The following is a 16,184-nucleotide window of genomic DNA, read 5'->3' as shown; positions in this document are numbered from 1 at the left end:
CTCGGACAACTCGGACGACCCTGATGACCCGGTACGACCAGCTGACCACTGACAGCGGACTGACACGGAGGACGTAGGAACATGACGACGCCGGACGAGCAGATCGTCAACGCACTTCGTGCCTCGCTGAAGGAGAACGCGCGGCTTCAGCAGGAGAACCAGAAGCTCCTCGAAGCCCCCGCCGAGCCCATCGCCATCGTGTCGATGGCCTGCCGCTACGCGGGCGGGATCCGTACTCCCGAGGACCTCTGGCGGGTCGTCACCGACGGCACCGACGTGTACACCGCCTTCCCCGAGGACCGCGGCTGGGACCTCGAAGGCCTCTACCACCCGGACCCGGACAACCCCGGCACCACCTACGTGCGCGAGGGCGCCTTCCTGCACGACGCGGGCCAGTTCGACGCCGGCTTCTTCGGCATCTCGCCGCGCGAGGCGCTCGCCATGGACCCGCAGCAGCGGCAGCTGCTGGAGGTGTCCTGGGAGGCGCTGGAGCGGGCCGGCATCGCCCCGCACTCCGTCCGGGGCACCGACATCGGCGTGTTCGCCGGCATCGTGCACCAGGACTACGCCCCGGACCTCAGCGGCTACGAGGGCTTCCTCAGCCTGGAGCGGGCCCTGGGCACGGCCGGCGGCGTCGCCTCCGGCCGGGTCGCCTACTCCCTCGGGCTGGAGGGCCCGGCGGTCACCGTCGACACCATGTGCTCCTCGTCGCTGGTCGCCATCCACCTGGCCGCCCAGGCGCTGCGCCGCGGCGAGTGCTCGATGGCGCTGGCCGGCGGCGCGACCGTGATGTCGACCCCGGGCGGGTTCGTGGGCTTCGCCCGCCAGCGCGGCCTGGCCTTCGACGGCCGCTGCAAGTCCTACGCGGCCTGCGCCGACGGCTCCAGCTGGGCCGAGGGCGCCGGCGTCGTCCTGCTGGAGAAGCTCTCCCGGGCGCGGGAGCTGGGCCACCGCGTCCTGGCGGTCATCCGGGGCTCCGCGCTCAACCAGGACGGCGCGTCCAACGGTCTGACCGCACCCAACGGCCCGGCGCAGCAGCGGGTCATCCGCAAGGCCCTGGACAGCGCCAACCTCTCCACGGCCGACATCGACATGGTCGAGGGCCACGGCACCGGGACCGTCCTCGGCGACCCGATCGAGGCGCAGGCGCTGCTCGCCACCTACGGCCAGGACCGTTCCGCCGACCGCCCGCTGCGGCTGGGCTCGGTCAAGTCGGTGATCGGCCACACCCAGGCGGCGTCCGGTGTCGCCGGTGTGATCAACATGGTGCAGGCGCTGCGGCACGGCGTGATGCCGGCCACCCGCCACGTCGACGCACCCACCCCGCAGGTGGACTGGTCGGCGGGCGCCGTCGAGCTGCTGACGCAGGCCCGGGAGTGGCCGGAGACCGACCGGCCGCGCCGGGCCGGGGTGTCCTCCTTCGGCGCGAGCGGCACCAACGCGCACCTGATCCTGGAGCAGGTGCCCGAGGAGGAGCCGGTCGCTCCCGGGGACGTGCCCGACGCGGTGGTGCCCCTGGTGGTGTCGGCCGCCTCGACCGGTTCGCTGACCGGCCAGGCCGAGCGGCTGGTCTCCTTCCTCGACGCCTCGGAGGCGGTCTCCCTCGCCGGTGTGGCGGGGGCACTGGCCACCGGGCGGGCGGTGCTCGGCGAGCGCGCGGTGGTGGTGGCGGGTTCGAAGGACGAGGCGCTGGCCGGGCTGGCCGCGCTGGCCCGGGGCGAGTCCGCCGCCGGGCTGGTGACGGGCACCTCGGGCGGGGCGGGCAAGCTCGTCCTGGTCTTCCCCGGGCAGGGCTCGCAGTGGGTCGGCATGGGCCGTGAACTGCTGGACTCCTCACCGGTGTTCGCCGAGCGGGTCGCGGAGTGTGCGGCCGCCCTGGAGCGCTGGGTGGACTGGTCGCTGGAGGACGTGCTGCGCGGCGAGGCCCCGGCGGAGCTGCTGGAGCGCGTGGACGTGCTCCAGCCGGCGAGCTTCGCGGTGATGGTCGGTCTGGCCGCCGTCTGGGCCTCGGCGGGCGTGCTGCCGGACGCGGTGGTCGGCCACTCGCAGGGCGAGATCGCGGCGGCCTGCGTGGCCGGTGCGCTGTCGCTGGAGGACGCCGCCCGGATCGTCGCGGTGCGCAGCCAGGTGATCGCCGGCAGCCTCGCGGGGCGCGGCGGAATGGCCTCGGTGGCCCTCTCCGAGACCGACGCCGCCGAGCGACTGGAGCGCTGGGCGGACCGCGTCGAGGTGGCGGCCGTCAACGGCCCGTCCTCCGTCGTGGTCGCCGGTGACGCCGAGGCCCTCGACGAGGTCCTCGACGCCCTGGAGGACCAGGGTGTGCGGGTGCGCCGGATCGCGGTGGACTACGCCTCCCACTCCCGGCACGTCGAGGCGATCCAGGAGACCCTCACCGAGGCCTTCGCGGACATCCGCGGTCAGGCCCCGCAGATCCCGTTCTACTCCACCGTCACCGGCGGGTGGGTCGGCGAGGCCGGGGTGCTGGACGGCGGCTACTGGTACCGCAACCTGCGCGGCCAGGTCCGCTTCGGCCCGGCCGTCGCCGCGCTGCTGGGCGAGGGCCACACCGTCTTCGTCGAGTCCAGCGCCCACCCGGTGCTCGTCCAGCCGATCAGCGAGATCGTGGACGCCGCCGACGCGACGGCCGTGGTGACCGGCTCGCTGCGCCGCGAGGAGGGCGGGCCGCGCCGGCTGCTGACCTCGATGGCCGAACTCTTCGTCCGGGGCGTCGCGGTGGACTGGACCGGCCTGCTGCCCGCCGGGGCCGCCGACGCCGTGGTCGACCTGCCGACCTACGCCTTCGACCACCAGCACTACTGGCTCCAGCTGACCGGCTCGGCCACCGACGCCGCCTCGCTGGGCCTCACCGGCACCGACCACCCGCTGCTCGGCGCCGTGGTGCGGCTGCCGCAGTCGGACGGTCTGGTGTTCACCTCACGCCTGTCGCTGCGCACCCACCCCTGGCTCGCCGACCACGCCATGCAGGGCGTGGTGATCGTCCCCGGCACCGTCTACGTCGACCTGGCGGTGCGCGCGGGTGACGAGTTCGGCTGCGGCATCCTCGAAGAGCTGGTCATCGAGGCCCCGCTGGTGCTGCCCGAGCAGGGCGGCGTCCGGGTGCAGGTGGCCGTCGGCGGCCCCGGCCCGACCGGTTCCCGCACGGTGGACGTCTACTCCCTGCGCGAGGACGCCGCCGGTGAGGACGGCGACGGCGAGTGGACCAGGCACGCCACCGGTCTGCTGTCGGCCACCGCCCCGAGCGGCAGCACCACGCCCGCCGTGGACTTCGCCGCCTGGCCCCCGGCCGGCGCCGAGCCCGTGGAGATCGAGGACTTCTACACCGACCTGGTCGTCCGCGGCTACTCCTACGGCCCGGCGTTCCAGGGCCTGCGGGCGGTCTGGCGGCGCGGCGACGAGCTCTTCGCCGAGGCCGTGCTGCCCGCGGAACAGCGGGAGCACGCCGACAAGTTCGGCATCCACCCCGCCCTGCTGGACGCCGCCCTGCACACCAACGCGTTCAGCAACCCGGAGGACGGCCGCAACGTGCTGCCGTTCGCCTGGAACGGGCTGGTCCTGCACGCCCTGGGCGCCTCCGCGCTGCGGGTGCGGGTCGCCCCCCGGGGTACCGACGCGCTGTCCTTCCAGGCCGCCGACGAGGCCGGCGAGCTGGTCCTGACGATGGACTCGCTGGTCTCCCTGCCGGTCTCCGCCGAGCAGTTGGGCAGTGCGGCGGGCCAGGACGGCCGGGACTCGCTGTTCCGGGTGGAGTGGACCGCGCTGCCCGCACCCGAGGGCGCCACGTCCGCGCCGGTCTGGGCCCCGCTGTCCGGCCCGGACGACGTGGCCGCGCTCGCCGCCCGCGAGAGCGTCCCGGCGGTCGCCGTCCTCGACGCGAGCAGTGACGACACCGCCGCCGACCCGCTGGAACTCACCTGCCGGGTGCTGGCCGCGATCCAGGCCTGGACCGCCACCCCGGGCCTGGCGGACGCCCGGCTGGTGGTGGCGACCCGGGGCGCGGTGCCCGCCGGCGGCGACGCCGCGGTGACCGACCCGGCCGGCGCCGCCGTCTGGGGCCTGGTCCGGGCGGCTCAGGCGGAGAACCCCGACCGGATCGTCCTGGTGGACCTCGACCCCGCCGCCGCCACCGGCGCGGGCCCCGTCCTCGGGGCGGTGCTGGCCTCCGGCGAGCCGCAGGTCGCCGTCCGCGGCACCGTCCTGTCCGCCTCCCGCCTGGTGCGCGCCGAGACCGCCCCGGCGGTCGACCCGGCCGAGCAGGCCGACGGGGCCGACGCGCCGGTGGCCTTCGACCCCGAGGGCACCGTCCTGGTCACCGGCGGCACCGGCTCGCTGGGCGCGGTGGTGGCCCGCCACCTGGTCACCCGGCACGGCGTGCGGCACCTCGTGCTGGCCAGCCGCCGCGGCCCCGACGCCGAGGGGGCCGACGACCTGGCCGCCGAGCTGGCCGAGCTCGGGGCCTCCGTGTCGGTCGTCGCGAGCGACGTCGCCGACCGTGAGGCGGTGGCGGCGCTGCTGACCGCCGTCCCGGCCGCACACCCGCTGACCGGTCTCGTGCACCTGGCGGGCATCCTGGACGACGGTGTGATCGGCGCGCTGACGCCCGAGCGGATCGCCGGCGTCTTCGCGCCCAAGGTGACGGCGGTGCGCCACCTGGATGAGCTGACCCGCGAACTCGCCCCGGAGCTCCGGGCGTTCGTGGTGTTCTCGTCCGCCGCCGCGCTGCTCGGCTCGGCCGGCCAGGGCAGCTACGCCGCCGCCAACGCCTACCTCGACGCCCTGATGACCCGTCGTCGGGCCACCGGCCTGCCCGGTGTGTCGCTGGCCTGGGGCCTGTGGGAGCAGAGCACCGGCCTGACCGCGCACCTGAGCGAGGTCGACCAGGCCCGGATGAGCCGCGGCGGTGTCCTGGCGCTGACCCCGGCCGAGGGCCTGGCCCACTTCGACACCGGCCTGCACGCCGAGCAGGCGCTGCTGGTCCCGATCAAGCTCGACCTGCGGGCACTGCGGTCCGATACCGCTTCCGGCGGCGCCGTCCCTCACATGCTGCGCAGCCTGGTGCGGGGCGGTCGCCGGCTGGCGCGGGCCGCCGCCGGTGACGGCAGCGGGCTGGTCCGCCGCCTCGCCGGGAAGTCCGAGGCCGAGCAGGAGAGCATCCTGCTGGGCATCGTCCAGGCGGAGGCCACCGCCGTGCTCGGCTTCAACGGCCAGGAACTGGCCCAGGGCACCCGCGGTTTCAGCGACATCGGCTTCGACTCGCTCACCGCGGTCGAGCTCCGCAACCGGCTGAGCGCCGCGACCGGGGTCAAGCTGCCCGCCACCCTGATCTTCGACTACCCCACGCCGGTGGCGCTCGCCCGCTTCCTGCGCGAGGAGCTCGGTGACACCGCGGCCGGTGCCGCCGCCGCCCCCACGGTGGTCGCGGCCGACCCGGACGAGCCGATCGCCATCGTCGGCATGGCCTGCCGGCTGCCCGGCGGCGTCGTCGACCCCGAGGGCCTGTGGCGCCTGGTGCACGAGGGCCGCGACGGCATGGTGGGCTTCCCGGACAACCGCGGCTGGAACCTCGACGGCCTCTTCGACGATGACGCGGCGAAGCCCGGCACCTCCTACGTGCACCGGGGCGGCTTCCTGCACGACGCCGGGGAGTTCGACGCCGAGTTCTTCGGGATCTCGCCGCGCGAGGCACTGGCGATGGACCCGCAGCAGCGCCTGCTACTGGAGGCCTCGTGGGAGGCCCTGGAGCGCGCCGGCATCAACCCCGGCACGGCGCGCGGCGGCAACATCGGCGTCTTCTCCGGTGTCTCCATCCACGACTACGTCGAGTCCCTCACCAGCATGCCCGCCGAGCTCGAAGGCTTCGTGACCACCGCGACCGCGGGCAGCGTGGCGTCGGGCCGGGTGTCCTACGTGTTCGGGTTCGAGGGCCCGGCGGTGACGGTCGACACGGCGTGCTCCTCCTCGCTGGTGGCGATCCACCTGGCCGCGCAGGCGCTGCGGTCGGGCGAGTGCTCGCTGGCTCTGGCCGGCGGCGTCGCCGTGATGGGCTCGCCGGTCGGCGTCCTCGGCATGTCGCGCCAGCGCGGCCTCGCGGCCGACGGCCGGGTCAAGGCGTTCTCGGCGGGCGCCGACGGCACCATCCTGTCCGAGGGCGTGGGCATCGTGGTGCTGGAGCGGCTCTCCGAGGCGCGGCGCAACGGGCACCAGGTGCTGGCCGTGCTGCGCGGCAGCGCGGTGAACCAGGACGGCGCGTCCAACGGTCTGACCGCGCCGAACGGCCCCTCGCAGCAGCGGGTGATCCGCAAGGCCCTGGCCAACGCGGGCCTGGACGCCTCGGACATCGACGTGGTGGAGGCGCACGGCACCGGGACGGCGCTGGGCGACCCGATCGAGGCGCAGGCGCTGCTGGCCACCTACGGCCGCGACCGTGACCCGGAGCGTCCGCTCTGGCTCGGCTCGCTGAAGTCCAACATCGGCCACACGCAGGCCGCGGCCGGTGTCGCGGCCGTCATCAAGATGGTGCAGGCGATGCGGCACGGTGTGCTGCCCTCCACGCTGCACGTGACCGAGCCGACGCCGCAGGTGGACTGGACCGCCGGCGCGGTGGAGCTGCTGACCGAGCCACGCGACTGGGCCGGCGGCGGCCGACCGCGTCGCGCCGGGGTCTCCTCCTTCGGGATCAGCGGCACCAACGCGCACCTGATCCTGGAGGAGTCCACCGAGGTGCCGGCGGTCGAGCCGGCGGCGGGCGAGGTGCCGCCGGGCGACGCGGTGGTGCCGCTGGTGGTGTCGGCGGCGTCGACCGGTTCGCTGGCCGGTCAGGCCGAGCGGCTGGTCTCCTTCCTGGACACCGCGGATGCGGTGTCGCTGCCCGCGACGGCGAACGCGCTGGTGTCCCGGCGCGCGCTGCTGTCCGAGCGCGCGGTGGTGGTGGCCGGTTCGCGGTCCGAGGCGTTGGCGGGGCTGGGTGCGCTGGCGCGGGGCGAGTCCGCGCCGGGGCTGGTGACCGGCGGCTCGCTCGGCTCGGCCGGCGCGGGCCGGACGGTGCTGGTCTTCCCGGGCCAGGGTTCGCAGTGGGCCGGTATGGGTCGTGAACTGCTGGACTCCTCGCCGGTGTTCGCGGAGCGGGTGGCGGCGTGTGCGGCCGCCCTGGGCCCGTGGGTGGACTGGTCGCTGGAGGAGGTTCTGCGCGGCGACGCCCCGGCGGAGCTGCTGGAGCGGGTGGACGTGCTCCAGCCGGCGAGCTTCGCGGTGATGGTCGGTCTGGCCGCCGTGTGGGCGTCCGTGGGTGTGGTGCCGGACGCCGTGCTGGGTCACTCGCAGGGTGAGATCGCGGCGGCCTGTGTGGCCGGTGCGCTCTCGCTGGAGGACGCCGCCCGGATCGTGGCCGTGCGCAGCCAGGTGATCGCCGGCCGGCTGGCCGGGCGTGGCGGGATGGCGTCGGTGGCGCTCTCCGAGAGCGAGGCCGTGACGAGGCTGGAGCGTTGGGCGGACCGGGTCGAGGTGGCGGCCGTCAACGGTCCGACCTCGGTGGTCGTCGCCGGTGACGCGGAGGCCCTCGACGAGGCGCTGGAGGTCCTGGCGGTGGACGGGGTGCGGGTGCGCCGGGTCGCGGTGGACTACGCCTCCCACACCCGCCATGTCGAGGCGATCGAGGACACGCTGGGTGAGGCGTTCGCGGACATCCGCAGCCAGGCCCCGCTGGTGCCGTTCTACTCGACGGTCACGGGTGGGTGGGTCGACGAGGCGGGTGTGCTGGACGGCGGGTACTGGTACCGCAACCTGCGGGGCCAGGTCCGCTTCGGGCCGGCCATTGCCGCGCTGCTGGGCGAGGGCCACACCGTCTTCGTCGAGTCCAGCGCCCACCCGGTGCTCGTCCAGCCGATCAACGAGATCGTCGACGAGGCCGCGGCAGATGCCCTGGTCACCGGCTCGCTGCGCCGGGACGAGGGCGGCCTGCGCCGGCTGCTGACCTCGATGGCCGAACTCCACGTCCGCGGCGTGGCCGTGGACTGGACCGGCATGCTGCCCGCCGATGCCGGCGCAGCCCAGGTGGACCTGCCGACCTACGCCTTCGACCACCGGCACTACTGGCTCCAGACCGCCCCGGCCACCGACGCGGCCTCGCTCGGCCAGGCCACCGTCGACCACCCGCTGATCGGCGCCGTCGTCCGGCTGCCGCAGTCGGACGGGCTGGCCTTCACCTCGCGCCTGTCGCTGCGCACCCACCCCTGGCTGGCCGACCACGTCGTCGGCGGCGCCGTCCCCGTCCCCGGCGCCGCGCTGGTGGAACTGGCGGTGCGGGCCGGTGACGAGGTCGGCTGCGGCACGCTCGACGAGCTGGTGATCGAGGCCCCGCTGGTGCTGCCCGAACAGGGTGGCGTCCGGGTCCAGGTCACCGTCGGCGGCCCCGACGGGAACGGCGCCCGCAGCGTCGACATCTACGCCACCCGCGAGGACGCCGACGAGGACACCGGCGCCGACGCGTGGACCCGGCACGCCACCGGCCGGCTCTCCCCGGCGACGGCGGCCCGCACCGAGGCGCACGGCGACCTCGTCGTCTGGCCGCCCACCGGCGCCCGGCAGGCGGGCGCCGACGAGCTCTACGACGACCTGCTCCGCCTCGGCTACGCCTTCGGCCCGGCCTTCCAGGGCGTCCGAGGGCTCTGGCGGCGCGGCGAGGAGGTCTTCGCCGAGGTCGTCCTGCCCGAGGATCAGCACGCCGACGCCGGCCGGTTCGGCATCCACCCGGCGCTCCTGGACGCCGCCCTCCAGTCCGGCCTGCGGCACGCCGCCGTGGCGGACGAGGCCGCGGGCGGCCAGCGGCTGTGGCAGCCGTCCGAGTGGACCGGCCTCACGCTCCACGCCATCGGCGCTTCGGTGCTGCGGGTGCGGCTCGCGCGGTCCGGCCAGGGCGGGCTGTCGCTGGATGCCGCCGACGAGACCGGCGGCCCGGTCCTGACGCTGGACGCGCTCTCCTTCCTGCCGGTCTCCGCCGAGCAGCTCTCGGCCGCGGCCGCGGACGCCGGCCCCGACTCCCTCTTCCGGGTGGAGTGGGCCGAGCTGCCCGCGGCGCCCGCCGGCGGTGGGTCGCTGCCGCCGTGGGTGCCGCTGTTCCACGCGGACGAGGTGCAGATCCTCGCCGACAACGTCACCACCCCGGTGGTCGCGCTGGTGGAGGCGATCGGCCGGGGCGGGGACGCCCTGGCGCTGACCAACCGGATCCTGGAGCTCGTCCGGACCTGGCTGGCCGCACCGAGCCTGGAGGACTCCCGGCTGGTGCTGGTCACCCACGGTGCGGTGCCCGCCGGCGGCGACGCCGCGGTGACCGACCCGGCCGGCTCGGCCGTCTGGGGCCTGATCCGCGCGGCCCAGGCGGAGAACCCCGACCGGATCGTCCTGCTGGACACCGACACCGCCACCGACGTCACCTCCGCCGCGGTCGTCGAACCGCTGCTCGCCGCCCTGCTGGCGACCGGTGAGCCGCAGGTCGCCGTGCGTGGCGGCGCACTGTCCGCGCCGCGGCTGGTCCGCGCCGCCGGCGGCGACACGACCGGAACCGACCCGGCCTTCCGCCCCGGCGGCACCGTCCTGGTCACCGGCGGCACCGGTTCGCTGGGCGCCCTGGTGGCCCGGCATCTGGTCACCGAGCACGGTGTCCGGCACCTCGTGCTGGTCAGCCGGCGCGGTGTGCAGGCGCAGGGCGCGCCCGAGCTGGCGGCCGAACTGGCCGGGCTCGGCGCGGCGGTGACGGTGGAGTCCTGCGACGTCGCCGACCGCGAGGCGGTGGCGGCGCTGCTGGCCGCCGTGCCGGTCGAGCACCCGCTGACCGGCGTCGTGCACACCGCGGGTGTGCTGGACGACGGGGTGATCGGCGCGCTGACGCCCGAGCGGATCGCCGGCGTCTTCGCGCCCAAGGCGACGGCGGTGCGCCACCTGGACGAGCTGACCCGCGACCTCGACCTGACCACGTTCGCGGTGTTCTCCTCCGCCGCCGGCCTGTTCGGCTCGGCCGGTCAGGGCAACTACGCGGCGGCCAACGCCTACCTCGACGGCCTGATGGCCCGTCGTCGGGCCGACGGCCTGTCCGGGGTGTCGCTGGCCTGGGGCCTGTGGGAGCAGAGCACCGGCCTGACCGCGCACCTGAGCGAGGTCGACCAGGCCCGGATGAGCCGCGGCGGTGTCCTGGCGCTGACCCCGGCCGAGGGCCTGGCCCTGTTCGACGCGGCCCTGCACGCCGACCGGGCCCTGGTGGTGCCGATCAAGCTCGACCTGCGGGCGGCCCGCGCCGACGCGGCGTCCGGCGGCGCCGTCCAGCCGCTGATGCGGGGTCTGGTCCGGACCGGCCGGCAGGCCGTGCGGGCCGCCGCCGCACAGCGCGGCGGCGGGCTGGCGGACCGGCTGGCCGGACTGTCGGCCGCCGAGCAGGAGACCCTGCTGCTGGACCTCGTCCGCAGCCAGGTGGCGACCGTCCTCGGCCACGCCGGGGCGGACAACGTCAAGGCGGAGAAGGCGTTCAAGGACGCCGGCTTCGACTCGCTCACCTCCGTCGAACTGCGCAACCGGGTGCGCGAGGCCACCGGCCTCAACCTGCCCACCACCGTCGTCTTCGACTACCCGACCCCGCTCGCCCTGGCCCGCCACCTGCACGGCGCGTTCGGCCACGTGGCCGCCGCGGCGGGCTCGGCGGCGCCGACCGTCCTGGTCGCCGACCCGGACGAGCCGATCGCGATCGTCGGCATGGCCTGCCGGCTGCCCGGCGGTGTGGCGAGCCCGGAGGACCTGTGGCGGCTGGTCGCCGACGGCCGGGAAGCCCTCTCGCCGTTCCCGGAGGACCGCGGCTGGGACCTGGACGGCCTGTTCGACGCCGACCCCGGCCGGGTCGGCACCTCGTACGTCGACCGGGGCGGATTCCTGCACGAGGCCGGGCTGTTCGACGCGGGCTTCTTCGGGATCTCGCCGCGTGAGGCGCTCGCGATGGACCCGCAGCAGCGGCTGCTGCTGGAGGCGTCCTGGGAGGCCCTGGAGCGCGCGGGCATCGACCCGGCGGCGCTGAAGGGCACGGACGTCGGCGTCTTCTCCGGCGTGATGAGTCAGGGCTACGGATTCGGCGGGGAGATCCCGGCGGAGCTGAGCGGCTTCACCGCGACGGGCTCCGCCGGCAGTGTGGCCTCCGGCCGGGTCTCCTACGTGTTCGGCTTCGAGGGCCCGGCGGTCACCGTGGACACCGCCTGCTCGTCGTCCCTGGTGGCGATCCACCTGGCGGCGCAGGCGCTGCGGCAGGGCGAGTGCTCGATGGCGCTCGCCGGCGGCGCGACCGTGCTGGCCAACCCGCACACCTTCGTGGAGTTCTCCCGCCAGCAGGCGCTCTCGCCCGACGGCCGCTGCAAGGCCTTCTCCTCGACGGCGGACGGCACCGGCTGGGCCGAGGGTGCGGGCGTGGTGGTGCTGGAGCGGCTGTCGGAGGCGCGCCGCAAGGGCCACCCGGTGCTCGCGGTGGTGCGCGGCAGTGCGGTGAACCAGGACGGCGCGTCCAACGGTCTGACGGCGCCCAACGGCCCCTCGCAGCAGCGGGTGATCCGCAAGGCCCTCGCCAACGCGGGCCTGTCCACCGTCGAGGTGGACGCGGTCGAGGCGCACGGCACGGGCACGGTGCTCGGTGACCCGATCGAGGCGCAGGCGCTGCTGGCCACCTACGGCCAGGACCGCGAGCCGGGGCGTCCGCTCTGGCTCGGGTCCGTCAAGTCCAACCTGGGCCACGCGCAGGCGGCGGCCGGTGTCGCCGGTGTGATCAAGATGGTGGAGGCGCTGCGGCACGCGGTGCTGCCGCCCACCCTGCACGTCGAGGCGCCCTCGACCGAGGTGGACTGGGAGACCGGCGCGGTCGAGCTGCTGACCGAGGCGCGGGCGTGGCCGGAGACCGGCCGGCCGCGTCGCGGCGGGGTGTCCGCCTTCGGTGTCAGTGGGACCAACGCCCACCTGATCCTGGAGCAGGCGCCCGAGGAGGAGCCGGAGCCCGTCGCGGTCCGGGCCGTGCCTGCGGGTGTGGTGCCGCTGGTGCTGTCGGCGAAGAGCGCCGGTTCGCTGGCCGGCCAGGCCGAGCGGCTGGCGGCCTTCGTCGAGGCGTCGGGGCCGGGGGTTGCGGACGTCGCCGCCGCGCTGGTGGCGCAGCGGGCGCTGCTGTCCGAGCGGGCGGTGGTGCTGGCCGGGTCCGCCGACGAGGCGGTGTCCGGCCTGGCTGTGCCGGCGCGGGGCGGGAGCAGCCCGGTGGTGGTGACCGGGACGGTGTCCGACACGGCCCGGACGGTGCTGGTCTTCCCGGGGCAGGGTTCGCAACGGATCGGGATGGGTCGGGAGTTGGCCGAGCGGTACCCGGTGTTCGCCGAGGCGTTCGACGCGGCGTGTGCCGCGCTGGACGCGCAGCTGGCGGGCTGGGTGGAGCACTCGGTCAAGGACGTGGTGTTCGGTACGGCGGGTGAGGGTCTGCTGGACCGGACGGTGTTCACCCAGGCGGGTCTGTTCGCCGTCGAGACGGCGTTGTTCCGGCTGGTGGAGTCCTGGGGGGTGCGGCCGGACGCGGTGCTGGGTCACTCGATCGGTGAGCTCACGGCCGCGCATGTGGCGGGGGTGTTGTCCCTCGCGGATGCGGCGGCGGTCGTGGCCGCGCGTGGCCGGTTGATGCAGGCGCTGCCGGAGGGTGGCGCGATGGTGGCGGTGGCCGCCACGGAGGCCGAGGTCGCCGAACTCCTGGGTGACGGGGTGGATTTGGCGGCGGTGAACGGTCCGTCGTCGGTGGTGCTCTCCGGTGAGGAGGCGGCCGTGCTGAAGGCGGCCGAGGGTCTGAAGGCGCAGGGCCGCAAGGTCAAGCGGCTCACGGTCTCGCACGCCTTCCACTCGGCACTGATGGAGCCGATGCTGGCGGAGTTCGCGGCCGTGCTGGCGGATGTGGAGTGGAGCGAGCCGAAGCTGCCGGTGATCTCGAACGTCACCGGCCGAGCTGCTGAACCCGGTCAACTGGTCGATCCCGCCTACTGGGTGGAGCACGTCCGCCGTCCCGTCCGGTTCGCCGAGGGCATCGCCGCGGCGGCCGAGGTCGGTGGCGCACTGTTCGTCGAGCTCGGCCCGGGTGCCGCGCTCAGCGGCGTGGTGGCGGAGTCCGCCGGCGAGGACGCGGTCTGTGTCGCGGCGCTGCGCGACGGCCGCCCCGAGGCGCACACCCTGCTCGCCTCGGTCGCCGAACTCTTCGTCCGGGGCGTCGAGGTGGACTGGGCCAAGACCCTGCCCGCCGGCCTCCCGGCCGCGCACCTGGAGCTGCCGACCTACGCCTTCGACCACCGGCACTACTGGCTGCGGACCACCCCGGCCACCGACGCCGTCTCGCTCGGCCAGGTCACCGCCGACCACCCGCTGCTCGGCGCGGTGGTGGAGGTGCCCGAAACCGGCGGGGTGCTCTGCACCTCGCGGCTGTCCCTGCGCACCCACGCCTGGTTGGCCGACCACGCCGTCGGCGGTGTCGTGCTGGTGCCCGGCACCGGTCTGGTGGAGCTGGCCGTGCGGGCCGGCGACGTGGTGGCCGCCGGCGCGCTCGACGAACTGGTCATCGAGGCACCGCTGGTGGTGCCCGAGCACGGCGGGGTCCGGGTCCAGGTCGCCGTCGGCGGCCCCGACGAGAGCGGCACGCGCACCGTCGCCGTCTACTCGGCCCGCGAGGACGCGGCCGGCGAGATCGGCCCGGACGCCTGGACCAGGCACGCGGCCGGCACCCTGGCGGCGGCCGCGGCCGATCCCACGCAGACACCCGGATTCGACACCACCGTCTGGCCGCCGGCCGGCGCGGAGCTCGTGGACCTCGACGTCGCCGGCTTCTACGACGACCTCGCCCGCCACGGCTACGCCTACGGCCCGGCGTTCCAGGGCCTGCGGGCGGTCTGGCGGCGCGGCGAGGAACTCTTCGCCGAGGTCGTCCTGCCCGACGAGCGGCGCGACGAGGCCACCCGCTTCGGCATCCACCCGGCCCTGCTCGACGCGGTCCTGCACACCCAGGCGTTCGCCCAGCCCGACGACGGCCACAACGTGCTGCCGTTCGCCTGGAACGGGCTGGTGCTGCACGCCGCCGGTGCCGGGGCCCTCAAGGTCCGGATCGCACCGCAGGGTCCCGACAAGCTCGGGCTGACCGCGGTCGACGAGGCCGGCGGCGCCGTCCTGACGGTGGACTCGGTCACCTTCCGCCCGGTGGACGTCGAGCAGCTGGACACCGCCGCGGCGGCCGACGAGGGCCGCGACGCGCTGTTCCGCCTGGAGTGGAGCGCGCTGACCGCGGCACCGCGGGCGGCCGAAGCGGCGCCGTCCTGGGTGCCGGTCGCCACCGGCGAGGACGTGGCCGCCCTGGCCGGTGAGGCACCCGCCGTGGCCGTCCTGGAGGCCCACGGCCGCGGTGGCGCCGACGAGGTGCTCACCCTGACCGGAACGGCACTGGAGGTCGTCCAGGCCTGGCTGGCCGACGAGGCGTTCGAGGACTCGCGGCTCGTGGTCGTCACCCGGGGCGCGGTACCGGCAGGCAGCGACGCCGACGTCACCGACCTGGCCGGAGCGGCGGTGTGGGGCCTGCTGCGCACCGCCCAGGCCGAGAACCCGGACCGGATCGTGCTGCTCGACCTCGACCCGGACACCGAGGACTCGTTCACCACCGTGCTCGGCGCCGTCCTGGCCGCCGACGAGCCGCAGGTCGCGGTGCGTGGTGCGGCGCTGTCCGTGCCGCGCCTGATCCGGGCGCAGGCCGGACAGGCCGCCGAGGCACCGGAGGCGTTCCGCCAGGACGGCACCGTCCTGGTCACCGGTGGTACCGGATCGCTGGGCGCGCTGCTGGCCCGGCATCTGGTCACCGAGCACGGTGTCCGGCACCTGGTGCTGGTCAGCCGGCGCGGTGTGCAGGCGCAGGGCGCGCCCGAGCTGGCGGCCGAACTGGCCGGGCTCGGTGCGACGGTGACGGTGGAGTCCTGCGACGTGACCGACCGCGAGGCGGTGGCGGCGCTGCTGGCCGCGGTGCCGGCCGAGCACCCGCTGACCGGCGTCGTGCACACCGCCGGTGTGCTGGACGACGGGGTGATCGGCACGTTGACGCCCGAGCGGCTGGCGTACGTGTTCGGTCCGAAGGTGACCGCCGTGAGCCACCTGGACGAACTCACCCGCGACCTCGACCTGACGACGTTCGCGGTGTTCTCCTCCGCGTCCGGCCTGTTCGGCTCGGCCGGTCAGGGCAACTACGCGGCGGCCAACGCCTACCTCGACGCACTGGCGCACCGGCGCCGCGCGGCGGGCCTGCCCGGCACGTCCCTCGCCTGGGGCCTGTGGGAGCAGATCAGCGGCATGACCGCCCACCTGGGCGCCGCCGACCAGGCCCGGATGAGCCGCGGCGGAGTCCTGCCGATCGGCCCGGCCGAGGGCATGCAGCTGTTCGACGCGGCGCTGCGGACCGACGCGGCCCTGGTGGTGCCGATCAAGCTGGACCTGCGGTCGCTGCGGGCCGACGCGGCCGCCGGCCGCACGGCCCAGCCGCTGCTGCGCGGTCTGGTGCGCGCCGGACGGCAGTTGGCGCGCACGGCCGCCGGCGACAGCGGCGGGCTGACCCGCCGGCTCGCCGGCCTGGCACCGGCGGCGCAGGAGGCCCTGCTGCTGGACCTCGTCCGCAGCCAGGTGGCGACCGTCCTCGGTCACGCCGGGCCGGACCAGGTCGGCCCGGAGACGGCGTTCAAGGACGCCGGCTTCGACTCGCTGACCTCGGTCGAACTGCGCAACCGCCTCCGCGAGGCCACCGGCCTGAAGCTGGCCGCGACCGTGGTGTTCGACTACCCGGCACCGCTCGCGCTGGCCCGCTTCCTGCACGGTGAACTCGGCACCACCGACGACGCGCTGTCGATGGTGAACGCGAAGATCGAGGACATCGAGTCACTGATCGCCGGACTGCTGTCCGACGAGTCCAAGAAATCCAGCATCGTGCTCCGCCTCCAGGGGTTGGTGGCGAGGTTCAACGGAGTCGAGCAGGCCGAGGAGTCCACGGTGGCCGAGCAGTTGGAGTCCGCCTCGGCCGATGAGGTCCTCGACTTCATCAACGACGAGCTCGGAATCTCTTGAGCACCACGCCTTCACGGTCTGCCCAACCCCCGGTGAGG

1 protein-coding gene is annotated in these 16,184 nt (G+C 75.3%); it reads left to right on the top strand.

The features are described 5' to 3' along the window. The first annotated feature begins 81 nt into the window (after positions 1 to 81). A complete protein-coding gene (locus AB0J08_RS07680) occupies positions 82 to 16,146 on the top strand; it encodes a type I polyketide synthase (protein ID WP_360628516.1) in 16,065 nt (5,354 codons plus the stop codon). Positions 16,147 to 16,184: the final 38 nt, after the last annotated feature.

The organism is Kitasatospora sp. NPDC050463 (assembly GCF_040655255.1).
Classification (GTDB): Bacteria; Actinomycetota; Actinomycetes; order Streptomycetales; family Streptomycetaceae; genus Kitasatospora.
The sequence above is the reverse complement of the archived record's forward strand: the minus strand, read 5'-3'. Positions and strand labels throughout refer to the sequence as shown.

Bases quoted from the DNA above. Each gene is read 5' to 3' on its own strand.
- AB0J08_RS07680 (WP_360628516.1), top strand. From the start codon at position 82: ATGACGACGCCGGACGAGCAGATCGTCAACGCACTTCGTGCCTCGCTG.